The sequence below is a fragment of the Pseudomonas sp. LARHCG127 genome (assembly GCF_052871455.1).
This window is the reverse complement of sequence record NZ_JBIXJT010000006.1, coordinates 174890-198254: the sequence shown is the minus strand read 5'-3', so window position 1 is coordinate 198254 and position 23365 is coordinate 174890. Positions and strand designations below refer to the sequence as shown.

General features: G+C 62.5%; 23 protein-coding genes and 1 pseudogene. 10 read left to right on the top strand and 14 right to left on the bottom strand.

The window, feature by feature from the left end; translation table 11 throughout:
• Positions 1-28: 28 nt before the first annotated feature.
• From ACIPQ1_RS12655 to ACIPQ1_RS12645, 3 genes are all read left to right on the top strand, one after another.
• A complete protein-coding gene (locus ACIPQ1_RS12655; RefSeq protein ID WP_186710404.1) occupies positions 29-1051 on the top strand; it encodes an ABC transporter permease in 1023 nt (340 codons plus the stop codon).
• Positions 1052-1378: 327 nt separating this feature from the next.
• Positions 1379-1783: a TraR/DksA family transcriptional regulator gene (locus ACIPQ1_RS12650; RefSeq protein ID WP_003202859.1), complete on the top strand. Its 405-nt coding sequence runs from the start codon at positions 1379-1381 to the stop codon at positions 1781-1783.
• 178 nt (positions 1784-1961) lie between these two features.
• Positions 1962-3566, top strand: coding sequence for a methyl-accepting chemotaxis protein (locus tag ACIPQ1_RS12645; RefSeq protein WP_446534223.1), 1605 nt, complete (start codon positions 1962-1964; stop codon positions 3564-3566).
• Between the two features lie 199 nt (positions 3567-3765).
• Here the strand turns inward: ACIPQ1_RS12645 and ACIPQ1_RS12640 are convergent, their stop codons facing one another.
• Together ACIPQ1_RS12640 and ACIPQ1_RS12635 are read right to left on the bottom strand one after the other, a co-directional pair.
• Positions 3766-4002: a DUF2789 family protein gene (locus ACIPQ1_RS12640; protein WP_411384991.1), complete on the bottom strand. Its 237-nt coding sequence runs from the start codon at positions 4000-4002 to the stop codon at positions 3766-3768.
• A gap of 84 nt (positions 4003-4086) precedes the next feature.
• A complete protein-coding gene (locus ACIPQ1_RS12635; RefSeq protein WP_250965570.1) occupies positions 4087-4317 on the bottom strand; it encodes a hypothetical protein in 231 nt (76 codons plus the stop codon).
• Between the two features lie 169 nt (positions 4318-4486).
• Here ACIPQ1_RS12635 and ACIPQ1_RS12630 point away from each other — a divergent pair, with 169 nt between their 5' ends.
• The 4 genes from ACIPQ1_RS12630 (at position 4487) to ACIPQ1_RS12615 (ending at position 7292) form a co-directional block, all read left to right on the top strand.
• The gene (locus tag ACIPQ1_RS12630; protein WP_411387576.1) at positions 4487-4729 is read left to right on the top strand and encodes a hypothetical protein; all 243 of its coding nucleotides are present in this window, start codon (positions 4487-4489) and stop codon (positions 4727-4729) included.
• A gap of 376 nt (positions 4730-5105) precedes the next feature.
• Positions 5106-5555: a hypothetical protein gene (locus ACIPQ1_RS12625; protein WP_446534222.1), complete on the top strand. Its 450-nt coding sequence runs from the start codon at positions 5106-5108 to the stop codon at positions 5553-5555.
• Positions 5556-5709: 154 nt separating this feature from the next.
• Positions 5710-6720 (top strand): ABC transporter substrate-binding protein, encoded by a 1011-nt coding sequence (locus tag ACIPQ1_RS12620; protein WP_411384990.1) that lies wholly within the window; start codon positions 5710-5712, stop codon positions 6718-6720.
• A 134-nt stretch (positions 6721-6854) separates the two neighbouring features.
• Positions 6855-7292, top strand: a complete 438-nt coding sequence (locus tag ACIPQ1_RS12615) for a DUF3995 domain-containing protein (protein WP_411384989.1) — start codon at positions 6855-6857, stop codon at positions 7290-7292.
• Between the two features lie 180 nt (positions 7293-7472).
• Here ACIPQ1_RS12615 and ACIPQ1_RS12610 read toward each other — a convergent pair whose 3' ends face one another.
• From ACIPQ1_RS12610 to ACIPQ1_RS12580, 7 genes are all read right to left on the bottom strand, one after another.
• Complete coding sequence (locus ACIPQ1_RS12610; protein WP_186707344.1) at positions 7473-7826, bottom strand: Na+/H+ antiporter subunit G; 354 nt, start codon at positions 7824-7826, stop codon at positions 7473-7475.
• Complete coding sequence (locus ACIPQ1_RS12605; protein WP_018612749.1) at positions 7823-8101, bottom strand: K+/H+ antiporter subunit F; 279 nt, start codon at positions 8099-8101, stop codon at positions 7823-7825. The genes ACIPQ1_RS12610 and ACIPQ1_RS12605 overlap by 4 nt, the downstream gene beginning before the upstream one ends.
• On the bottom strand, positions 8098-8586 hold the full coding sequence (locus ACIPQ1_RS12600) for a Na+/H+ antiporter subunit E (protein WP_411384988.1): 489 nt from the start codon (positions 8584-8586) through the stop codon (positions 8098-8100). The genes ACIPQ1_RS12605 and ACIPQ1_RS12600 overlap by 4 nt, the downstream gene beginning before the upstream one ends.
• The gene (locus tag ACIPQ1_RS12595) at positions 8583-10268 is read right to left on the bottom strand and encodes a monovalent cation/H+ antiporter subunit D (protein WP_411384987.1); all 1686 of its coding nucleotides are present in this window, start codon (positions 10266-10268) and stop codon (positions 8583-8585) included. Before ACIPQ1_RS12595 ends, ACIPQ1_RS12600 begins: the two co-directional genes overlap by 4 nt.
• Entirely contained in the window at positions 10265-10609 is a 345-nt protein-coding gene (locus tag ACIPQ1_RS12590) for a Na+/H+ antiporter subunit C (RefSeq protein WP_003202835.1), read from the bottom strand. Before ACIPQ1_RS12590 ends, ACIPQ1_RS12595 begins: the two co-directional genes overlap by 4 nt.
• On the bottom strand, positions 10609-13533 hold the full coding sequence (locus tag ACIPQ1_RS12585) for a monovalent cation/H+ antiporter subunit A (protein WP_411384986.1): 2925 nt from the start codon (positions 13531-13533) through the stop codon (positions 10609-10611). The genes ACIPQ1_RS12590 and ACIPQ1_RS12585 overlap by 1 nt, the downstream gene beginning before the upstream one ends.
• Before the next feature lie 360 nt (positions 13534-13893).
• A complete protein-coding gene (locus tag ACIPQ1_RS12580; protein ID WP_434576540.1) occupies positions 13894-14898 on the bottom strand; it encodes a DMT family transporter in 1005 nt (334 codons plus the stop codon).
• Positions 14899-14910: 12 nt separating this feature from the next.
• Between ACIPQ1_RS12580 and ACIPQ1_RS12575 the strand changes: the two genes are divergently transcribed.
• Both ACIPQ1_RS12575 and ACIPQ1_RS12570 read left to right on the top strand, forming a co-directional pair.
• Positions 14911-15474 carry a helix-turn-helix domain-containing protein gene (locus ACIPQ1_RS12575; protein ID WP_446534221.1) on the top strand — a complete coding sequence of 188 codons (564 nt, stop codon included), beginning with the start codon at positions 14911-14913 and terminating at the stop codon, positions 15472-15474.
• A 17-nt stretch (positions 15475-15491) separates the two neighbouring features.
• Positions 15492-16934: an FAD/NAD(P)-binding protein gene (locus ACIPQ1_RS12570; protein WP_446534220.1), complete on the top strand. Its 1443-nt coding sequence runs from the start codon at positions 15492-15494 to the stop codon at positions 16932-16934.
• Positions 16935-17091: 157 nt separating this feature from the next.
• Here the strand turns inward: ACIPQ1_RS12570 and ACIPQ1_RS12565 are convergent, their stop codons facing one another.
• The 3 genes from ACIPQ1_RS12565 to ACIPQ1_RS12555 all read right to left on the bottom strand — a co-directional run bounded on the left by ACIPQ1_RS12565 (position 17092) and on the right by ACIPQ1_RS12555 (position 20278).
• Positions 17092-18207: a Gfo/Idh/MocA family protein gene (locus ACIPQ1_RS12565; protein ID WP_411384983.1), complete on the bottom strand. Its 1116-nt coding sequence runs from the start codon at positions 18205-18207 to the stop codon at positions 17092-17094.
• Between the two features lie 211 nt (positions 18208-18418).
• A complete protein-coding gene (locus ACIPQ1_RS12560) occupies positions 18419-19186 on the bottom strand; it encodes an SDR family oxidoreductase (RefSeq protein WP_003180553.1) in 768 nt (255 codons plus the stop codon).
• A gap of 24 nt (positions 19187-19210) precedes the next feature.
• Positions 19211-20278 (bottom strand): phosphotransferase family protein, encoded by a 1068-nt coding sequence (locus ACIPQ1_RS12555; RefSeq protein ID WP_446534219.1) that lies wholly within the window; start codon positions 20276-20278, stop codon positions 19211-19213.
• Positions 20279-20476: 198 nt separating this feature from the next.
• Here ACIPQ1_RS12555 and ACIPQ1_RS12550 point away from each other — a divergent pair, with 198 nt between their 5' ends.
• Positions 20477-20872, top strand: a complete 396-nt coding sequence (locus tag ACIPQ1_RS12550) for a DUF4280 domain-containing protein (protein ID WP_053122765.1) — start codon at positions 20477-20479, stop codon at positions 20870-20872.
• Positions 20873-21104: 232 nt separating this feature from the next.
• On the opposite strand, the gene ACIPQ1_RS12545 is transcribed toward ACIPQ1_RS12550, so the two are convergent.
• Positions 21105-21605, bottom strand: a complete 501-nt coding sequence (locus ACIPQ1_RS12545; RefSeq protein ID WP_411387527.1) for a methyl-accepting chemotaxis protein — start codon at positions 21603-21605, stop codon at positions 21105-21107.
• 372 nt (positions 21606-21977) lie between these two features.
• Positions 21978-23132, bottom strand: a pseudogene (locus tag ACIPQ1_RS12540) (FIST signal transduction protein); the annotation flags it as partial.
• Positions 23133-23365 lie beyond the last annotated feature (233 nt).

Sequence of the window (23365 nt, the reverse complement as noted above, 5' to 3'; positions counted from 1 at the left end):
GGCCACGGATCAAAAAAGGTGATTGGCTATGAACGCGATACTGGAAAACAAACCCGCGGCAGCACCGAACAGGACCCGGCGGCGGTTGCCGACGGAACTGAGCATCTTCCTGGTGCTGATCGGCATCGGCCTGGTGTTCGAAATGTTCGGCTGGATCATGCGCGACCAGAGCTTCCTGATGAACTCCCAGCGCCTGGTGCTGATGATCCTGCAAGTGTCGATCATCGGCCTGCTGGCCATCGGCGTGACCCAGGTAATCATCACCACCGGCATCGACCTGTCGTCCGGCTCGGTGCTGGCGCTGTCGGCGATGATCGCCGCCAGCCTGGCCCAGACCTCGGACTTCGCCCGGGCGGTGTTTCCCTCGCTGACGGACTTGCCGGTGTGGATACCCGTGGTGGCGGGGCTTGGGGTCGGGCTGCTGGCCGGGGCGATCAATGGCAGCATCATCGCCATCACCGGCATCCCGCCGTTCATCGCCACCCTCGGCATGATGGTCTCGGCCCGAGGCCTGGCACGCTACTACACCGAAGGCCAGCCGGTGAGCATGCTGTCCGATTCCTATACTGCCATTGGCCATGGCGCGATGCCGGTGATCATCTTCCTGGTGGTGGCGGTGATCTTCCACATTGCCCTGCGCTACACCAAGTACGGCAAGTACACCTACGCCATTGGCGGCAACATGCAGGCGGCGCGCACATCGGGCATCAACGTCAAGCGCCACTTGGTGATCGTCTACAGCATTGCCGGGTTGCTCGCGGGGTTGGCCGGCGTGGTGGCCTCGGCGCGGGCGGCGACCGGGCAGGCGGGCATGGGCATGTCCTATGAGCTGGACGCGATTGCGGCGGCGGTGATCGGCGGCACCAGCCTGGCGGGTGGGGTGGGGCGCATCACCGGGACGGTGATCGGGGCGCTGATCCTCGGCGTGATGGCCAGCGGCTTTACCTTCGTCGGGGTCGATGCCTACATTCAGGACATCATCAAGGGCTTGATCATCGTGGTGGCGGTGGTCATCGACCAGTACCGCAACAAGCGCAAACTCAAGCGCTGATAGCCGAAAGTTGCGACAAAGCGCCACGCCTGACCCGCGTGGCGTAGCCATTTGTCTTCTTAATACAGCAATTGCACCGAATTTCTTGTTATAAACGCACTCCGATGACTGCCAAAAGCCTGTCAGAGAACATTTGAGGGGGTTGTCGGACATTTTCCCTATGTTTTCAGTTGCTGAGGCCTCGACTCGGCCTTAGACTGCCGCCCCTCGTAAATTGAGTGCCGGGTGGCGCTTGGAATAGACGGCGCCTTTCCCGATGAGCGTGGCAGCTGCGCTGCGGGACGCTCCATAATTCGCCTTAATGCACGTTTTTTTATAGAGAAATCAATGACAAAGGAAAAGTTGCTGGCCATGCCGGCGGATGACTACATGAATGCCGAGCAGCTGGCTTTCTTCACCAAGCTGTTGCAGAACATGAAAGTCGAAACCCACGAGCGCATCGAACAGAACCGAATCGCCATTGAGAGCCTGGACACCCCGGCCGACCCGGCGGACGCTGCTTCCGTAGAAGAAGAGCGTACCTGGCTGGTCAACGCCATCGATCGCGACCAGCGCATGCTGCCTCAACTGGAGCAGGCCCTGGACCGCATCAACGACGACAGCTTCGGCTGGTGCGACGACAGCGGCGAGCCGATCGGCCTCAAGCGCCTGCTGATCAGCCCGACCACCAAGTACTGCATCGAAGCCCAGGAACGTCACGAACAGATCGACAAGCACCAGCGTCAGGCCTGATTCGCGTTGTTCAAAAAGATCGCGACCTTTTGACGAAGGCCGCGATCTTTTGCTTTCGCCTGTACCTGTTCGTCTACTCCCCGTTGACCTGCTGCAAGAACACGACTAATGGACCATGGATAATGGCTCGGTAGTGGCGTTTAATGCGGTCATAACAACGAGAATGTGGGTGACGAACATGGCGACAGACGGAACGCTGGCGGGTGCGGTGCCGGCCTCGGTAGCCGAAACAAACGGCGCGGCGCGCTGGCTGACGCCGACCTTGCAGAGCCTGGCCCTGGCCTTGCTGCTGTGCGGCATGGCCTTGGGCGGCTGGTCGCTGTACCTGGGCCTGCCGCTGGTGATGCTGATCGTCTGGTTGCCGCGCCTGCGTTCACGCGTGGCCGCGGCAGCCGCACCCAGCACCGACACCCTGGCCGAGTTGACCCGCGACTTGTCCTACACCACCAGCCATAACGCCCTGTCGGCCGCCGGTGTTGCCTATTCGGTCAAGCAACTGGCCGGCAAGGTCCAGTCCCAACTCGATGCGGCGGCGCAGATCGTCAGCAATGCCGAATCGATGATCGCCACTGAACAGGCTACTTCACAACTCAGCCAGCAAGCCCTGGGCGCCGCCAGCGAGGCCCATCGCAGCAGCGTGGCCGGGCGCAGCGAACTGGTGGAGTCCATCAGCCGCATGCACCAGCTCAGCCAGCGGGCGAATGACAGCCGTGAATTGATCGAAGCCCTGAGCGTACGCAGCGATGAAATCCAGCGGGTCAGCCTGGTGATCCAATCGATCGCCAGCCAGACCAACCTGCTGGCGCTGAACGCGGCCATCGAGGCGGCCCGGGCCGGTGAGCATGGCCGTGGGTTCGCGGTGGTGGCCGATGAAGTTCGCGGCCTGGCCGGGCGTACCGCCGCGGCAACCGGCGAAGTCGGGGTGATGGTGGCCGACATCCAGCAGCGCACCGCCCAGGTGGTGGAGCAGATCCGCCAACTGGCCGCCGACCTGGACAGTGGCGTGCAGCAGGTCGAGCACACCGGCCAGCACCTGGAGAACATCGCTCGGCTTGCAGAAGGCGTTGAAACCCAGGTCGGTGCCATTGCCCAAGGCACTGACACCAATCGCGAACAACTCGACAGCCTGTTTCACGCCATCGAGCAGATGCGCAGCGACCTGTCCATCAGCGACCAGCAGACCCAGCGCCTGGCCGAGGCGGCGGTGCAGATGGAAGGCCAGGCCGAAACCATCAGCGAACGCCTGGCCGAGGTGGGCCTCGACGATTATCACCAACGGGTCTACGACCTCGCGCGGGAAGGGGCGAGCCAGATCGCCGCGCAGTTCGAGGCCGACATCGACCAGGGCCGTGTCAGCCTCGAGGACTTGTTCGACCGTAACTATCAACCGATCCCCAATACCCAGCCGGCCAAATACCAGACCCGCTTCGACCGCTACACCGACCAGGTCCTGCCCGCCATCCAGGAACCGCTGCTGGCCCGTCACGAGGGCCTGGTGTTTGCGATTGCCTGCACTCAGCAGGGTTATGTGCCGACCCACAACAAGGTCTTCAGCCAACCGCTGACCGGCGATCCCCAGGTGGACACGCTGAATAACCGCACCAAGCGCAAGTTCTCCGATCGCACCGGGATCCGCTGCGGCAGCCACCAGCAACCGGTGCTGTTGCAGACCTACACCCGGGACACGGGGGAGTTGATGCATGACCTGTCCGTGCCGATCATGCTCAAGGGGCGTCATTGGGGCGGCTTGCGCTTGGGCTACAAACCCGAGAAGCCGCGCTAGACCTCAGCACCACGGATGTGACAAGGAAGCTTTTGTGGCGAGGGAGCTTGCTCCCGCTGGGCTGCGCAGCAGCCCCAAAGGCTGACCCCCCTCAACCTGACCCACCGAGGCGGCAGGTCCAAGGGCTGCTGCGCACCCCAGCGGGAGCAAGCTCCCTCGCCACAAGAGCGGTGGTGAATGCTATTAATGGGCCTTGCCGCTACTTGCCGTCGTGCAGGCGCACGTTCAGTTGGTCCACCAGCACGGCTTCTTCGCCATCGGCGAGCAGCCATTCCTGGAGCAGCTCTTTCTGCTGGTCCGACCAGAAATCAGCCTCCACCAGCTTGATTTCCGGGGGCAGTGGGTGAGCCACGATAAAATCGTCAATGGCCTTGCCATCGGAGGGCAGGCCGAGTTGGTCGAACAGGGTCTTGAGGTCGTGGGAAGGCTGTTCCATGGAAGTCTCCTCTGGTCGGCGCCGTCATGGCGCGTCTGTGCTTCCTTTATCTGAGGCAAGCGCTTATCAGGAGTTCGATTGGAATCAGGCTTTCAAGGCGCCTTCGTCCACGGCGGCCTTCAGCGCCCTGGCCGCTTCCCTGGCAGCCTCGGCAGCGATTTGCGAAGTCTTGAACCAGCGATCCTTTTCCACCTGGTGGCAAGTGACGGTGGTCAACGGCGGCTTGGCACGCATTACGATGACCGCCTGGAACTCGCCTTCGACTTCCCTGGCCTCGCCCCGGATAAAAAATTCGCCAATATCAAATTCCGTCACGTCGCGCCTGCTCCTCAAAATCATTATGGGTGCGCGATCCGCCATTGGACGACGATCTTCGCTGGACGGGCAGTATGGCAGCAGTTGCCCGTCGGCGGCTGAGTTAAGTCATTGACCGAGGCATTCAGGCGCTCTGTTCGAGACGCCTGGCCAGGTGACAGGCCTCGTTATGATCGGTTCGGAATCCTCTTACACGTCCAGTCGATGTTTCTTCTATATGAAAAAAACACTTGCCGGCCAAGACCACCCGGTAACGCGGTTGAATCAACGAAATTGGCAGGCGATCGACGCCGTCAAAGCTGTTGGCTGCTTCAGCGATGCAAGGGGCGAAGGGGTGGGGCAGGGGAGGGAAAGCGATCATTATGAATTCCTTTTCATGATTTACCGACGAATTGCCGGCGACTTCGAGTAGTCTCCACGCCTTGGGCTGCTCTAGAATCAGCAGTGCCGTGTGGACGGTTGCGCCTATCTAAAGCAATTTTTTTTGGGCTCGATGTCAGAAAAATGCTTTTTTAAGTGAGAAATTTCCCTAAAGTTAGTAGTCCCATCTTTTCCGAAGCTCAGAGTGGCGTTTTCCTTCAGCCTCTGGCGACTCCCCGGGAAAGACGGCGAGAGCGGCAACCTTTAGTCTGCTCTCGGCCCGGGACAGGGCGCGCCGTTCATTTCGAATTTCAGTGACAGGTCCATTACGACATTACAGTCGGTACGGGTTCTCGTGGTCCGTCCTTTGCGCGGGGCGGGTCTTTTTCAAAGATGGGGATGTTTCCTTGGCAGTAAGTAATCTCGACATGCATGCGTTATTTGTACTTGGTGACCTGCGGGCAAAACTGGTCAAACAATTCCAGTCACGTTTCGTCTACATCACCGAGCAGACCGCCGAAGGTATTTATGTTGCCGAAATCGACACCGAATCGGCCCTGGTAGTCGATGACAAACCCAGGCTTGAGCTCAAGGTCGGTGATCATTTTCGCGCGGCGGTATTGCCTAGCCGCGAAGGCGGCAAGTTTGAAATCCGCTTTCGCGAAATCAAGCTGACGGTCTATGGCCTTGGCGATTACGCCTTCGTCACGACTCCTGGGGGCCAGGCCATCCTGTTCAAGGAAGGCCACAGCGTAGTGACCGTGTTCGCGGCCAACGAACAGCTGCAGGAAGGCTTGACCAAGACCTTGAAAGGGGTAACCGCCAAGGCCGCCAAGTGGCGCAAGGGCGAACTGGTCACTTTCAAGGCCAGTGAGTGACCGTTTCGGCGCCTGTGCACCCAAACCGCTGACAGTTTTGCAAGATCTCGCTGGAACCTCGGCTACAGTCAATTGACTGAACTATTCAGGGGCTTGCGTTTCGTTACGCAGGGCCGTTCAGGGATTGCTGTTTATCTGGCACGAGGTGCAAAGCATGAGACGAGTTCGACAGTGGCTGGCTGCCTGGGCCACCTTCGCTGTGTTGGTTTCACCCGTTCCGGTGTCGGCCGCCACAGCGCCGATCCACTTTGCCGACTTGAACTGGGAAAGCGGCAGCCTGATCACCGATATCCTGCGGGTCATCGTCGAAAAGGGCTATGGATTGCAGACCGACACCTTGCCCGGCACCACCATCACCCTGGAAACCGCCCTGGCCAATAACGATATCCAGGTGATCGGCGAGGAATGGGCCGGCCGCAGCCCGGTATGGGTCAAGGCCGAGGCCGAAGGCAAGGTGGTCGCCTTGGGCGATACGGTCAAAGGCGCGACCGAAGGCTGGTGGGTGCCCGAGTATGTCATCAAGGGCGACCCGGCCAAGGGTATCAAGCCCCTGGCGCCGGACCTGCGCAGCGTCGAAGACCTGGCGCGCTACAAACATGTGTTCAAGGACCCGGAAAGCCCCGACAAGGGCCGCTTTCTCAACAGCCCCATCGGTTGGACCTCCGAGGTGGTCAACAAGCAGAAGCTCAAGGCCTATGGCCTGTCCGACAGCTACGTGAATTTTCGCAGCGGCTCGGGGGCGGCGCTGGATGCGGAAATCAGCTCGACGATCCGCCGGGGCAAGCCGATCCTGTTTTATTACTGGTCGCCCACGCCGCTGCTCGGGCGCTTCAAGCTGGTGCAGTTGCAAGAGCCGCCTTTCGATGCCGAGGCCTGGAAAACCCTGACCGACGCCGACAACCCCAACCCGAAGCCGACCCGCTCGCTGGCCTCGAAATTGTCGATTGGCGTCTCCGCACCGTTCCAGAAGCAATACCCGGACATTGCCGAGTTCTTCAGCAAGGTCGACTTACCCATCGAGCCGTTGAACAAGGCCCTGGCCGACATGAGCGAGAAACGCACGCCACCCCGTGAAGCGGCCGAGGCGTTCCTCAAGGCCCATCCTGAGGTCTGGCAGGCCTGGTTGCCCAAGGACGTCGCCGACAAGGTGTCTGCCGGTCTGTAGCGAGTGCGTCAGTCAATTGAACAGTTGATCCTGGGCAAGTCGTCATTCGCTGAAACCTGGCAACCTGCGCCCGTCCAGCGAAATGCCAAATTCGAGCTAGGATGATTGTTCAACCTTTTTCAGGAGGCTGGCGAATGACGCTTTTATTGGCTCGGTCGCTGGTCGCAGTGTTTGCGACCATCAGCTTGATTCATTTGTATTGGGCCCTGGGTGGGCGGTGGGCGGCCCTGGCGGTGGTGCCCCAGGTGCCGGTGAAGCAGGGGGACGCGTTACGACCGGCGTTCGACCCCTCGGGCTGGCTGACATTGCTGGTGGCCCTGGCGCTGCTGATGATTGCGCTGTTGGTGTGCCTGCGGGTCGGCCTGCTGGCCCAGCCGGTCACCCATCGGGCGTTGCAGTGGCTGATCAGCGCGATTGCCTTGATGATGTTCGCCCGAGCCATTGGCGAGTCGAACCTGGTGGGTTTCTTCAAGGAGGTCAAGGGCTCGACCTTCGCCAGGCTCGACACCTGGATCTATTCGCCGTTGTGCGTGGTGCTTGGGGCCGGGTTGTTGACGGTGGCGTGGGCCTGAGCCTCTAACGGCGAACGCCGTTGTGGCGAGGGAGCTTGCTCCCGCTGGAGGGCGCAGCCCTCCTAAAAAGCTGAACACAAGTCAGCCTGACACACCGAGGTGACAGGTCTTGGGGCTGCTGCGCACCCCAGCGGGAGCAAGCTCCCTCGCCACAAAAGCTGTAACGGCTCGAGATGTCTGTCAGTCGGTACGGCGGCTGCTCACTTCGGCCGGCACATCATCCCCCGCCATGCGCTTGCGGAACAGTGCCGCCCGGGCCAGCAGCAGGGTGGTCACCGGTACCGTGATCGACAGCAGGATCGGGATCAGCCAGGCGTGCAACACCGGCCCGGACTTGAGTGCCGAAAAGTAGATGATCGAGGCCAATGCCACGCACCAGGCGCCCAATGTGGAGGCCAGGGCTGGTGGATGCATGCGCTGGAAATAATCCTTCAAGCGCACCAGGCCGATCGCCCCGGCCAGGGCGAAGAAGCTGCTGAGCACCAGCAGGATCGCCACCGGGATTTCCACCCACATCGACAGTTCGCCGGTCATTCGATCACCTCGCCACGCAACAGGAACTTGGCCAGGGCAAACGAGCCGACAAAGCCGAACAGGGCGATCAGCAGCGCCGCCTCGAAATAGGTGTCACTGGCATATCGGATGCCCAGCACCAGCATCATCAGCATTGCCACGATGTACAGGTAATCCAGGGCCAGTACCCGATCCTGGGCCGAGGGGCCCTTGAACAGTCGCCACAGGGTCAACACCATCGCCAGGGAGAGCAGGAACAGGCTCAACAGGATCGCATTGGACAGCAACGGGCTCATTCGAAAATCTCCATCAAGGGGCGCTCGTAGGTGGCCTTGAAGTGCGCGATGAATGACGCCTCGTCCGGCAGGTCGAACACGTGCAGCAACAGGATGCTGCGATCCAGGGCCAGTTCCGACCAGACGGTCCCGGGAACCACCGTGGTGATCATCGACAGCGCGGCCAGGCCGTTGGCATCGCGCAGGTCCAGCGGCACCTTGATGAATCGCGAGCGAGGCGGCCGGCGCCCGGCGTTCAGCACCCCCCAGGCCACCGCCAGGTTGGACACCAGCACGTCGCGGCCCACCAGCAGGAACAGGCGCAACACCACCCACGGCCGGCGGATACGGATGGGCCGCGGTCGCAACGGGCGCATCAGCAACGGGGCCAGGAACCCCAATGCAGCGCCCAGCAGCAGATGGCCGGCGCTGACCGACACGTTCAGTACCAGCCACAGCAGCCACAACGCCAGGGACAACCACGGGGCGGGAAACAGGCGCTTCATGGCTGCACCTCCCGCAACGCGGCACGGGCTTCGGGGTTGGGCACGGCGCGGGTGGCGAGTACCGACATCACGTAATGTTCCGGGGTGTTCAGCGCGTCGGCGGCCGACTGGGTATAGCGCAGCAACGGCTCGGCCTTGAAGGTCAGGGCGATGCCCAGGCCCAGCAGTACGACGATCGGCAGGCATTCGAACGGCCGCAGCAACGGTGACGGGCGTTCCTGAGGTGTCCAGAAGCGTTGGATGCCCAGGCGCGAGAAGGCGATCAATGAGGCCAGCCCCGACAGGATCAGCAGCGCCAACAAGCCCCACGCCTGGTTCGACATCGGCGTCCCGGCACTGGCGCCGAATCCTTGGGGATTGAGCAAGGCGCTCAGCAGGCTCAGCTTGCCGATGAACCCCGAGAGCGGCGGCATGCCGATGATCAACAGCGCGCAAAAGATAAAGCTCAAGCCGAGGAAGGCCATGGTCCAGGGAATCACTTGGCCGACCACGGCTTTCTGCTCGTCGTCCAGGTTGATGCCCTTGGGTGGCTGCAAGGATTCCAACGGCCGCGGCAAAGTGTCGAAGTCGTCGTCCAAGGACAGTTCATTGGCCGAGCGCGAACGTTCGATCAGCTCTGCCAGCAAGAACAGCGCGCAGAGCGCCAGGGTCGAGCTCACCAGGTAGAACAGCGCCGCGCCCACCAGATTCGGTTGGGCGAAGCCGATGGCCGACAACAGGATCCCCGCCGAAACCAGGATGCTCAGGCTGGCCATGCGCTCCAGGCGTTGGGCCGCCAGAATCGCGATGGCGGCGCAGACGATGGTCGCCATGCCGCCGTAGACCAGCCAGTCGGCGCCGAAATACGCCGAGGCGCCGGCCTGGCCGGAGAACAGCAGCGTCCACAGGCGCAGGATCGTGTAGACGCCGACCTTGGTCATGATCGCAAACAGCGCCGCCACCGGTGCGCTGGCGGCGCTGTAGGCCGGCACCAGCCAGAAGTTCAGCGGCCACATGCCGGCCTTGGCCAGGAACGCCACCGCGAGGATGCCGGCGCCGGCGTGCAACAGGCCGCGGTCGGCCTCCGGCACCAGCGGGATCTTCAGGGCCAGGTCGGCCATGTTCAATGTGCCGGTGACACCGTAGATCAGCGCCGCGCCGATCAGGAATAACGACGACGCCAAAAGGTTGATGGAAATGTAATGCAGGCCCGAGGACACCCGCGCCCGGCCCGAACCGTGCAGCATCAAGCCATAGGAAGCCGCCAGCAGCACTTCGAAGAACACGAACAGGTTGAACAGGTCCGCGGTCAGGAAGGCGCCGTAGAGGCCCATCAGCTGGATCTGGAACAACGCATGGAAACTGGCACCGGCGCGGTCCCAGCGGGCCATGGCGAAGAGCAGGGCGCTGACGCCGATGATGCCGGTCAGGACCAGCATCAGCGCCGACAGGCGATCGACCACCAGGACGATGCCGAACGGCGCCTGCCAGTTGCCCGGCAGGTACACACCAATGGACGCGGGCAGGGCCTGGTCCTGGGTCCAGCGCAGCAACAGCACGGCGATGCCCAGGCCCAGCAGGCTGGACAACAGATTGATCCGGGCCTTGAGCGGGCGGTGCTTCTCCCCCAGCATCAGCATCAACGCGGCGGTCAGCAGCGGCAGCAGGATGGGCGCGGCGATCAGATGAGGCGTCAACATCATTCCTTGGGCTCCCGACCGTCCACGTGGTCGGTACCGGTCAGGCCCCGGGAGGCCAGCAGCACCACCAGGAACAGCGCGGTCATGGCGAAGCTGATCACGATGGCGGTCAGCACCAGTGCCTGGGGCAGCGGGTCGGTGTAGTGCAGCAGGTCCTGGGGCACGCCGTCCTTGATGATCGGCTCCTTGCCGATGAACAGGCTGCCCATGCTGAAGATGAACAGGTTGACGCCGTAGGACAGCAGGCACAGGCCCATGACCACCTGGAAGGTCCGTGGCCGCAACACCAGCCAGACACCGGAGGCGGCCAGTACGCCGATTGCGATTGCGATGACTTCTTCCATCAGGCGGTGGCTCCTTTGACGGCGGCGACGGGTTTGGGTTGCAGGCCCGGTTTATGGGCCCGGACCGACTGGTGCGCCAGGGCTGTGAGGATCAGCAGGGTGGAACCGACCACCACCGCGTACACGCCGATATCGAAGAACAGCGCGCTGGCCAGGTGGATATTCCCCAGCAGCGGCAGTTCGAGATGCCAGGTGTGGGTGGTCAGGAACGGATACCCCACGGCCATCGCGCCCAGGCCGGTGGCGGTGGCGAACAACAGCCCGGTGCCCATCCAGCGCAGCGGTCGCAGGCTCATTTGCGCCTCGACCCATTGGGTGCCAGCGACCATGTATTGGAGGATGAACGCCACGGACATCACCAGCCCGGCCACGAAGCCGCCACCGGGTTGATTGTGGCCGCGCATGAACAGGTAGAACGACACCACCAGGGCGATCGGCAGCAGCAGGCGCACCAGCACCGACGGCACCATCATGAAACCCAGGGCGGTATCGCTGGCATGGCGCGGGTTGACCAGGTCGGTGACCACGTCCGGCGCCAGCAGGCGCTGTTGCGCCGGTAGCTGCATGCTTTCCTTCGGTGGGCGGAAACGTCGCAACAGGGCGAACACCGCGAGGGCCACCGCCACCAGCACGGTGATTTCCCCCAGGGTGTCGAAGCCCCGGAAATCCACCAGCATCACGTTGACCACGTTGCTTCCGCCGCCTTCGGGCAAGGCCCGGCTCAAGTAGAACGACGAAATGTCGTTGGGTGTCTGCCGCGTGAGCATCGCATAGGACAGCAGCGCCATGCCGCCGCCGACGGCGATGGACAGCAGCAAGTCCCGCACGCGCCGGATACGCGCCCGCCGCTCGCTGTTGGGCAGCGGCGAGACGTCCTCGATCCGCCGTGGCAGCCAGCGCAGGCCCAGCAGGATCAGCACCGTGGTGACCACCTCCACCACCAGTTGCGTCAAGGCCAGGTCAGGGGCGGAGAACCAGACGAAGGTCACGCAGGTCATCAGGCCGCAGACGCTGACCATGGTCAGGGCCGCGAGCCGGTGATACTTGGCCTGCCAGGCCGCGCCCAGGGCGCAGGCGATCGCCAGCAGCCACAGGGTCACGAAGACGATGGAACCGGGAATCTTCGGCCGGTCGCCCCAGACCAGCGTGCTGTGCAACATCGGGATCAGCCCGGCCAATACTGCCGCCAGCACCAGGAAAAACAGTTGGGCTTGCAGGCGCCGGGTGCTGATCCTGCGCTCCAGTCGCCGGCCCTGGCGCATCATCAACACCAGGCAGCGCTCGAACAGGCGCTTGCCGCTGAGCCGGCCAATGAACGGCGGGTGCTTGATGTGGCCTTGGCGCAATTGCTTGCGCAGCAGCAGGTACAGGACGATGCCGCCGGACATCGCCACCAGGCTCATGATCATCGGCGCGTTCAGGCCGTGCCAGATCGCCAGGCTGTATTCAGGCAGCGTGCCGCCCACCACCGGCAACGCGGCGGCGGCGAGCAACGAGCCGACCACCTGGGCCGGAAAAATCCCCACCAACAGGCAGGTGAACACCAGCAACTCCACTGGCGCGCGCATCCAGCGTGGCGGTTCGTGGGGGGTATGGGGCAGGTCGCTGGCGGTGGGACCGAAGAACACGTCCACGGTGAAGCGCAGGGAGTAGGCGACGCTGAACGTCCCGGCGATGGTGGCGATGATCGGCAGCGCCAGCTCGACCCAGGCCGTGGCGGAAATAAATACGGTCTCGGCGAAAAACATTTCCTTGGACAGGAAGCCATTGAGCAGCGGCACCCCGGCCATCGCCGCGCTGGCGACCATCGCCAGGGTCGCGGTGAACGGAATCAGCCGCACCAGGCCGCTGAGCTTGCGAATGTCCCGGGTGCCGCTTTCGTGGTCGATGATCCCGGCGGCCATGAACAGCGACGCCTTGAACGTGGCGTGGTTGAGGATATGGAACACCGCCGCCACGGCCGCCAGCGGACTGTTCAGGCCCAGCAGCAGGGTGATCAGCCCGAGGTGGCTGATGGTGGAGTAGGCCAAAAGACCCTTGAGGTCATTCTGGAACATCGCGCAGTAGGCGCCCAGCAGCAACGTACAGGCCCCCGCGCCGCTGACGATGTAGAACCATTCTTCACTGCCCGACAGCGACGGCCATAACCGCGCCAGCAGGAACACCCCGGCCTTGACCATGGTTGCCGAGTGCAGGTACGCCGACACCGGCGTGGGGGCGGCCATGGCGTGGGGGAGCCAGAAATGAAAAGGGAACTGAGCGCTTTTGCTCAATGCGCCGATCAGGATCAGCGGCAGCAGGATCGGATAGAGGGCGTGGTCACGAATCAGGTCGCCGGCGGCCAGGACCTTGTCCAGTTCATAACTGCCCACCACATGGCCGAGCAGCATCACCCCGGCCAACAGGCAAAGCCCGCCGGCGCCGGTCACCATCAAGGCCATGTAGGCACCGCGTCGAGCGTCGGCGCGGTGATGCCAGTAGCCGATCAGCAGGAACGAGAACAGGCTGGTCAGTTCCCAGAAAAACACCATCTGGATCAGATTGCCGGAGATCACCAACCCGAGCATGGCGCCCATGAACGCCAGGAAAAAGGCAAAGAAGCGTGGTACTGGATCGTCCGGCGACATGTAGTAGCGGGCGTACAGCGACACCAGCGTGCCGATGCCCAGCACCAGCAACGAAAACAGCCAAGCGAAACCGTCCAGGCGCAGCACGAAATCCAGGCCCAGGCTGGGCAGCCATGTGTAGCGCTCGGTGATCACGCCACCGTCGGCGATCTGCGGGTACAGCAAGGCCACCTGAACCGTGCCGGCCAGGGCGACGAGGCCGGCCAGCAGTGATTCGGCGTTACGGGCGTTATGCGGCAGCAGCGCCGCGACACAGCTGCCGATGAAGGGCAAAAGCAATAGAACTATCAGTGACATAGGCTTCTATTCGGCGGAAGGTTGTGAGGGATCATACGTGGCGTATTCCCGATCACCAACCGCAAGGGTGTCGCAGAATCCTACAAGGTAGGTGGAGTTTTCTGACTTTGCGTGTTTGGGTCAGCGGACACCGCTCAGGAATCAGCACGCGTATTGGAGCCGCTGGGGCGAGGTCTTGCGCAATGTCGCGCTTATCCCTGTGGCGAGGGAGCTTGCTCCCGCTGGGCTACGCAGTAGCCCCGAGACCAGTCACCCGGGTGTGTCAGGTTGATTGCATTCGGCTTCCTTGGGGTCGCTGCGCAACCCAGCGGGAGCAAGCTCCCTCGCCACAGGTTCAATCACCGTTGCCGGTAACCGGCCTCACTGCTCGCGCTCAAGCCCCTCATCTACTTCGACAACACCTTTGCTGCGGGTCTTCAGCTCACTGACAATCACCGCCGCCACGATCAGCGCCGCGCCGAACAATGCAATCGCCGGCAGCCGCTCGCCCGCCAGGCGCCCGGCGATGCCGGCCCATACCGGCTCACCGGCATAGATCAGCGTGGCGCGGGTCGGCGAGACGCTTTTCTGTGCCCAGTTCATCGCCACCTGGATCGCTGCGCTGGCGGCCCCCAGGCCCACGGCGCTGACCAGCAGCAACATGGAAAAATCCGGGATCGCTTCCTGGGTCGGCACCACCATCAGGAACGCCAGCACCGCCGTGCTCGCCAGTTGCACCACGGTCACTCGGCGCACATCGACCTGGCCGGCATAGGCGCTGATCAGGATGATTTCGGCGGCAATCGCGATGGCGCTGATCAGCGTAGCGATTTCACCGGGGCTGAAGTTCAGCGAGGCCCCGGCCGGACCGGACACCAGCATCAGCCCAGTGAACGCCAGCATGATGCCGATGCTCGGCATCAAGCCTGGCCGCCGGCCTAGCACCAGCCATTGCAACAGGGGCACGAACGGCACGTAGAGGGCGGTGATGAACGCCGACTGGCTGCTGGGAATGGTTTGCAGGCCGACGGTCTGCAAACCGTAGCCGAGCATGATCGCCACGCCGATGAAGCACCCCGCCTTGAGTTCGAACAGCGTCAGTTCACGCAGATGCCGCCAGGAGAACAGCGCGACAAACGCGGCCGCGGCAGCGAAGCGCAGGCCGACGAAAAACATCGGCCCGCTGACCGTCATGGCGTGCTGCACCAACAGGAAAGTCCCGCCCCAGATCATGGTAATCAGGACCAGCACGCATTCGGCCTTGCTGAACCTTGAGAAACGGGAGGAAGCTTGGGGGGAATTCACCGATGCCATGACCTTGCGCGCCACTTGAGGCGGACGCACAATGCGCCCGAAGTTGGGCAGTATAATGCGCAACCCTGCCATGTGAGCAATATAGTGCACAAAGAATCCGGCCAGCGGGCCTCCGTCCTGCAACACGTCAGCCAGAACGTCCGTCGTCTGCGGCATTCCGCCGAGCTCAGCCAGGCGGCGCTGGCCGAGCTGTCGGGGGTCAGTCGGCGGATGCTGGTGGCCATCGAGGCCGGCGAAAAGAACGTCAGCCTGACGACCCTGGACCGGGTCGCCGAAGCCCTCGATGTCGCCTTCAGCGACTTGATCCAAGCCCCCGAAGCCCGCGACTCGAGCCGCATCAACGAACTGGTCTGGGCCGGTGTGATCCCGGGCAGCAAAGCTGTGTTGCTCGCCAAGGCCACCGCCAGCCGTGAGGTAGAACTCTGGGAATGGCGGCTGGAGCCGGGCGAGCACTACCATTCCGAGTGCGACGCAGATGGATGGAGCGAACAACTTTATGTATTCGAAGGCTGCCTGACGTTGCTGCTGGGCAGCGAAGAGCGCCGCATAGGCGTTGGTGAGTTTTTCATGTTCGCCAGCAACCAGCCCCATGCCTATCGCAACGATGGCTCGGTGGCGGTGAGATTCGTACGCAACGTGGTGATTTGATGCCTGGGGAGAGCGGTATGGACACAGCGCTGGAGCGACAGGGGAGCGGCCTCATCCGCGAAGCCGACATCCTGATCATCGGTGGCGGCTTGAGCGGCGCCATGCTCGCCGCGCAACTGCTGCGCCTGCCGGGCCGGCGCGAAGTGCTGATTGTCGAGCCGCGCAGCGAACTGGGCCGGGGCGAGGCCTACAGTGCCGTGGAACTGGGTCACACCTTGAACGGCAACGCGGCGCGCATGAGCGTCGACCCGGACAACGCCGATGACCTGACCCAATGGCTCACCGCTTTCATCGAGGCCGGCGGCTGGCCCGAGTCGGATCAGCAGCACGTGCCCATCAGCGAGTTGTTTCCACCCCGGGGGATGTTTGGCCTTTATGTGCAGCAACGCCTGGCCGAAGCTCGCGAACTGGGCGCGCAGAACGGTTCGACCGCCGAGCATGTGCGCGGGGAAGCCGTGGACCTTCGGCTTGCCGACGATGGCGTGAGGGTGACGCTGGACAACGGTCAAATCTTGCACGGCCGTTTTGCAGTGCTGGCCACTGGCATGTTCCCGGCGGCCCGCACCCCGCAGACCGAATCCAGCGGCTTGAACGCCGCAGCCCTCGATCCTTGGGACGTCGCTGCGATGCGCCAGCTCGATCCGCAGTCCACGGTGCTGATCATCGGCTCGGGTCTGACGATGGTCGATGCCGTCGTGTCCTTGGAACAGGCCGGGCATCGCGGGCCGATTGAAGTGTTTTCCCGCCATGGCCTGCTGCCCCATGTGCGCCGCCAGCCACCCGCCTGGGTGGATTTCCTCGCCGAAGATCACAGCCTGCGTTCGCCACGCCAGTTGATGCGCGCTCTACGCGAGCAATGCCGCCAGGCCCAAGCCCAGGGCATCGACTGGCAGGCGCCGCTGGACACGGTGCGCGCGCACATCGGGCGCTTGTGGAACCAGGCCAGCGATGTGCAGCGCCGGCAATTCGTGCGGCATGTGCGGCCGTGGTGGGAGAGTCATCATCATCGCTCGCCACCGTTGAGCGCGGAGCTGGTGGCGCGCCTGCATGGGGAAGGGCGGTTGCGGATTCAGGCGGCGTCGTTCAAGGGGCTGGCCGCGTCTGGCGAAGGATCGGTAGCGATCAATATTCGTCGACGGGGCGAGGCTGGATTGGAAGTGGTGCAGGGCGCCGCGTTGATCAACTCCAGTGGCATTGAATATGACTGGCGTCGTGTTGCGCGACCGTTGCCGCAACAGTTGCTGGCTCGAGGATTGATCCAACCGGGGCCGCTGGCTTTGGGCATCGCCGCGCGTGCTGATGGTGCGGTGCTGGATGCCCAAGGCGAACCGGCCAGCCGCCTGTTCGCCATGGGCCCGCCGCTGCGGGGGATGTGGTGGGAAAGCACGGCGGTGACTGATGTGGCGAGCCAGGCCAAGGCGTTGGCAGTAAGGCTAGTTGAATTGCAAACCCTGCGTTGAACCCTGTGGCGAGGGAGCTTGCTCCCGCTGGGTTGCGCAGCAACCCCAAAGAAGCCAAATGCAATCAACCTGACACACCGGGGTGAATGGTTTTGGGGCTACTGCGTAGCCCAGCGGGAGCAAGCTCCCTCGCCACGGTGTTCGCTGAGGTGAGCGGTTATAGCTCACTCACCCTCACCCAACGTTCTTCCCGCGCCGCAACGCGAATCGCCGCCGCCAGCCGTTCCACTTCCCAGGCCTCGTCGAAGTCCGTCCCGCCGGAGCCTTTGCCGGCCAGCGCCATGATCAGCTCCTGCACTTCCAACGTCTTCAATTCGTTGTAGCCCAACTGGTGCCCGGCAGCCGGGCTGAACGCGGCATAGCCGGGCAGATCCGGGCCGGCCAGCAAACGCTGGAAGCCGGGCTGGCCGGCGCGGCACAGGCGAAGTTCATTCAACCGCTCCTGATCGAACGCCAGGGTGCCAAGGGTGCCGCTGATCTCGAAATTCAGGTGATTCTTGTAGCCGTGCTTGAGCCAACTGCTGCTCACCGTGCCCCGGGCGCCATTGGCGAAACGCAGCAGCCCATGGACTTGATCATCCACGGCGATGACCCGCTGTTCGGCGTTGCTGGCGCTGGCAGGGCGTTGGTGGTGCACGGTCTGGCTGTCGGCACAGACGGCCTCGACATCGCCCAACAAGTGCCGGGCCATGGCGAGCAAATGGCTGCCCAGGTCCGCCAGCGCGCCACCGGCATGGCTCGCTTCGCAGCGCCATGACCACGGTGAGGTCGGATCGGCCATGAAGTCTTCGCTGAATTCGCCCTGGAAACTGATGATCCGCCCCAGTTCGCCGCGTTGGATCATGTCCCGCGCCCATTGAATCATCGGGTTGTGCTGGTAGTTGTAGCCGACTCGCGTCACCACCCCGGCGGCCTTGGCCGCCTGGCGCATCTGCCCGGCCTGTTCCAGGGACACCGCCAACGGCTTTTCACAATAGACCGGCTTGCCCGCCGCCAACGCGGCCATGGCCATCGGGAAGTGCAGGTGGTTGGGGGTGGTGATGGCGACCAGGTGAACCTTCGGGTCGTCGATCAACTGCTGCCAGTCGCTGTGGGCCGTCTCGAACCCCCAGCTCTGGGCACATTGCCGGGCACGCTGCGGATCGGCGTCGGCCAGGGCCGCCAGTTTCAGGTTCAAGGGAAGGTCGAACACCGCCTTGGCATTGTGGAACGCCAAGGCATGGGCACGGCCCATGAAGCCGGTGCCAATCAGACCGATGCCGAGTTCACGCATGAGAAAGAGCCCTTTTGAGTTTTTATTTTCAGAAGGGTTCTTTATGGAATAAATATTCTCTAATTGCAAATATTGGAATAAATATTCATTTCGTTGCTGGCAAACATTCCTGTGGGAGCGAGCCTGCTCGCGAAGACGATAGTCCAGTCAACATCGAGGCCGACTGACCTGACGCCTTCGCGAGCAGGCTCGCTCCCACAAGGTTATATCCTCAGGAAAGAAACCCTCCATCCACATTCAACGCCACGCCCGTGGTGTAGCTCGACGCATCGCTGGCCAGGTACAGCACCGCGCCGGCCATTTCGCTCGGGTCGGCCACGCGCTTGAGGGGGATCTGCGCCAAGGCGGTCTTCAGGATGGCGTCGTTCTTGACCAGTGCCGAGGCGAACTTGGTGTCGGTCAGGCCCGGCAACAGGGCGTTGCAGCGGATGCCGAACTGCGCGCATTCCTTGGCGAAGACCTTGGTCATGTTGATCACCGCAGCCTTGGTCACCGAGTAGATGCCCTGGAAGATCCCTGGCGAAATACCGTTGATCGACGCCACGTTGATGATGCTGCCGCCGCCGTTCTCGCGCATCAGCTTGCCGGCTTCCACGGACATGAAGAAATAGCCGCGGATGTTCACGTCCACGGTTTTCTGGAACGCACCCAGGTCGGTGTCCAGGACGTTGCAGAACTGCGGGTTGGTGGCGGCGTTGTTCACCAGGATGTCCAGGCGCCCGAACTGTTCGCGGATGCCGGCGAACACCTGGCTGATCTGCTCCATTTCACCGATGTGGCAGGCGATGGCGGTGGCCTTGCCGCCGGCGGCGATGATCGCATCGGCCACGTGCTGGCAACCGTCGAGCTTGCGGCTGGACACGATCACATGGGCGCCTTGCTGGGCCAGCAGTTTGGCGATGGCCTCGCCGATGCCGCGGCTGGCGCCGGAAACGAAGGCGATTTTACCGTCGAGGTCGAACAACTGGGTCTTGGACATGCTGTTTCCTTGTTATGAGGGCGCTCAGAGCGTGGATTTAGCGATGACCTGCAGGCTCATCTGCTCCAGCAATTTGTTCATCTGAACGAACTGCGCGAAGCGTTTGTCCTGGGTCTGGCCGTGGAAGAAGCGGTAGTAGATCTGCTGGACGATACCGGCCAGGCGGAACAGGCCGTAGGTGTAGTAGAAGTCGAAGTTGTCGATGCGGATCCCTGCGCGCTCGGCGTAGTAATCAACGAACTCACGGCGGGTCAACATGCCCGGCGCGTGGCTGGGCTGGCGGCGCAACAGTTGTACCGGCGCCGGGTCGTCCGCCTCGATCCAGTAGGCGAGGCTGTTGCCCAAATCCATCAACGGGTCGCCAAGGGTGGTCAGCTCCCAGTCCAGCACGCCGATGATCCGCATCGGATTTTCCGGGTCGAGGATCACGTTGTCGAAGCGGTAGTCGTTGTGGACGATGCTCGACGTCGGGTGGTCGGCGGGCATCTTGTCGTTGAGCCAGGCCTTGACCGCTTCCCACTTCGGCGCGTCAGGGGTCAGGGCTTTTTCATAACGATCGCTCCAGCCACGGATCTGCCGGGCCACGTAGCCTTCGGGCTTGCCCAGGTCGGCCAGGCCGCAAGCGTTGTAGTCGACGCGGTGCAGTTCGACGAGGCGGTCGATGAAGCTCTTGCACAGCGCTTCGGTGCGCTCGGCGTCAAAACCCAGCTCCGGCGGCAGCTCGGCGCGCAGGATGATGCCCTTGACCCGCTCCATTACGTAGAACTCCGCGCCCATCACCGACTCGTCGGTGCAGTGCACATAGGCTTTGGGGCAGTACGGGAAAGCATCGCGCAATTGGTTGAGGATGCGGAACTCACGGCCCATGTCATGGGCGGACTTGGCCTTTTGGCCGAACGGCGGCCGGCGCAGGACGAATTCCTGTTCGGGGTACTCCAGCAGGTAGGTCAGGTTCGACGCGCCACCGGGGAACTGGCTGATCTTCGGCAGGCCGGTCAGGCCGGGGATGTGGGCCTTGAGGTACGGGTCGATCAGGTTGGCATCGAGTTCTTCACCGTCGCGCACGCGGGTGGACTGATCAGTAAACGCCATGCTTATCCCTTCTGCTTATTTTGGAGGCCATCGATCATTGGCTAATCTAATGGCGCGTGGGAGGCGTCACAAGCACGCCAGGGTCTTATAGGTTAGCGTGTTGCCGGATAATCAGCGGGCTTGATGCATGGCGGCGTGCGCGTTGGATAGGGGCGAGCTAAGGTTTTGGGGTCTGTCGCTTTCAAAGGAGCAACCGCGATGGGATGCCCGCAAGTCTGTGGCACCGCGACCCTTCAATGCAGCTTCGGCGCAGCCCCGGCGGTGCTCAATGTGCTGCCGGTCAATCGCCTGCTGACCGGCGGGATGCCGGCGGCGAACATCATGGATCACATCCCGCTGGTGAACATCACTACCTTCGGCATGTGCATGAGCCTGGCAAACCCCACCGTGGCCGCCGCCACCGCAGCGGCCCTGGGCGTGCTGACCCCCATGCCCTGCATCCCGGCCACCGCCGCCCCGTGGATCCCCGGCGGCGCCCCGACCCTGTTGCTGGGCAACATGCCAGCCATCGACGCCAACAGCACCTTGATGTGCAGCTGGGCCGGGGTGATCAAGATCGTCGTGCCGGGGCAGGTGCAGATGTTGATTCCCTGACGGTAACACCCGCAGCACCCCAGATCCCACAAGGGATTCAGGGGGATGGTGATGTCTGCGAGCGACTCAAAAAACTGTGGGAGCGAGCTTGCTCGCGATGACGGCGGCACAGTCAGCATTGATGCCAGCTGATCCACCGCTAACGCGAGCAAGCTCGCTCCCACAAAGGAATCTTCCACAAGGGGAACTGTGGCGGGCGCTAACCTTGATTCATTGTCTGGGCGATTCGATCTCAAGCATTGGCATGGGTCAGCCCGGTCAAGGTATCCGCAATGGCTTTCGTGCGTTGCGCCGTGCCTTCGGTGGTCCGGCTCGAGTCTTCCAGGGCATCGAGCATCGCCCGCAAGGCGCTCACAGCGACGGACTGGTCTTCGATCTGCTGGGCGACCCCTTGGATCTCTGTCGAGAGCAGATCAATGTCCACACCGATTTCCGCCGCATTCTTACGTGTGATCTCCGCCAGCTTGCGGACCTCATCGGCCACCACCGCAAACCCTCTGCCCATTTCACCGGCCCGCGCGGCCTCGATGGCGGCGTTGAGGGCCAACAGGTTGGTCTGACCGGCGATTTGCTGGATGACCTGGACAATCGACTGAATGCGCAAACTCGAACTGGCGAGCGCACGGGCGCCGACCACCGCTTCACCCGCTTGCGTGGCCAGCTGCTCGACGGTCGTGCCGGCCTGCTCGGCGACGCTATGTTGCCGGTCGATCGTGCCTGTCAGGTCATCCATCGACAGGTGCAGCTCGCCGGAGTAATGCTTGACCTGCGTCGCCATCTGCGCCTGTTGCTGGCTGGCCTGCGCCAATACCTGGCCCAGGTCCGTCAGGCCGTCGAACACCGGCAGGATCGTCGGGTCCAGGCCGCGAGTGTCCAAGGCGCTGCTGAAATCATTCAGCTTGAACGCCTTGATCTGCTTGACCACCACATGGTTCAGCCCCGCCAACTTCTTGATCTGGCGGCGCAGGAAAAACGCCTTGAACTCGCCATAGTGGGCGATGAAGTTATCGACGTACTCGTCAACAAAACAGGCGCCCTTGGTGACCCTGAAGAAGAAAATCGCCGTGAGCGTCTGGTTCAGGTTCAGGCCGAGAATTTCCCCAAATGTCGAGAAACCAGCCAAAGGCACGTCCCCGAAAATACCGGCCATGCTGCCCAGGTCGCTGCTGTTGTTAAGCCGACGCAGGATGCAGTCATTGAGAATAGCGGCCACCGGCTGGCCGCCTTTGCCCTTGAGGAATTTCTCGTAGTCGAGCCGAGTCGCCTCGCGCAGGGGCGTGCGCTTGACCATCACCAACTCTTCGCCAGGCGCAACGTCGCAGAACAGCTGGATGATCTGCTGTTGATGGTCGATGCGGGCAATGGAACGCACGAACAATTCTTCGCCCACGCGAATGGCAAATGAATAATCGGCCAGCTTCTTCTCCAACGCCTGGGCGCTGCACTCGAATGCATCACACAGCGCCTGGACCATGCTCTTGATATTGCCACGGCTGTCGATGACCTGGTCGATGGTACGGTCTTCGACCGACGCGGTCAGCACGCTGAACGTCAGTCCCGCCGGTTGGAAGTTCTGGCTCTTGAACACCCCGAAGCGCACATCCGCCGCGGTTTTCAGGAAGACAATCTGCGCATGGTTCTGATAACTGCGCTGCCCATCACTGATCAGGGTCTTCTTGAAATCAGCCTTGCCACCGGCCGAGCCGCCAACGAACAGGCAGGGGAAGCGGCCAGATTCATACAGCGCTTCCATAAAGAACGACTCGGAAGCCGAAAGACCATCGAACACCACGTAGGCCAACGTGTCGCGATGATCGATGGGCGTGCTCACCTGCGCCTGCTTGATGTTATTCACCAACCGCGTGATTCGCTCACGCATGGCCAAACGCTTGCCGCCACCGCGAATGTCCTCGCACTCCAGCGGCACCATCACCACCTCGGCCGACACAATCACACTGGCGTCAAACAACTGCAGCACCACCCGATCCCAGGTTTCGCCGGTCTGGCAGTACAGCGTGTTCGCAGCGTTGCACAATTCACCCGAGGTCGTGCACAGGCTGATGGTGCTGTGGGCGAAGCGCTTCTTGATCTTGGCGGCGACCTGGTCGATGTCCAGGTGAGGGGAGACGAAACCGGTGATCAGTACTGGGGTGATACGTAGGTTGGCCAGCGTTTGGTCAAGTTCACCCGAAATGCAGGCCACGCTGACCGTCCCTTGAGTGCGGGTTCGGGCTTTGTTGAAGAGGTTCGGTAGGTTCATGGCTGGACTCGGTTGAGCGCGACGTGATGCGTACGAGGGATGCGTGGGGAGTCCTTTCGCTGTAGCGGTCACGGCTGGGGGGCTTGTGAGCGTGAGCTTGTGCTAGTTGCGGGGGTGGTCCATAGGGGCTTTTGGTTGGGGTTTGTTGGGTCTGTTGGTTAGCGACTTTCGTAGGGGGGCCAGGGGAGGGCGATGAAAAAACAGTCTCTGACCTCTAGACGAAAAAATGGTAG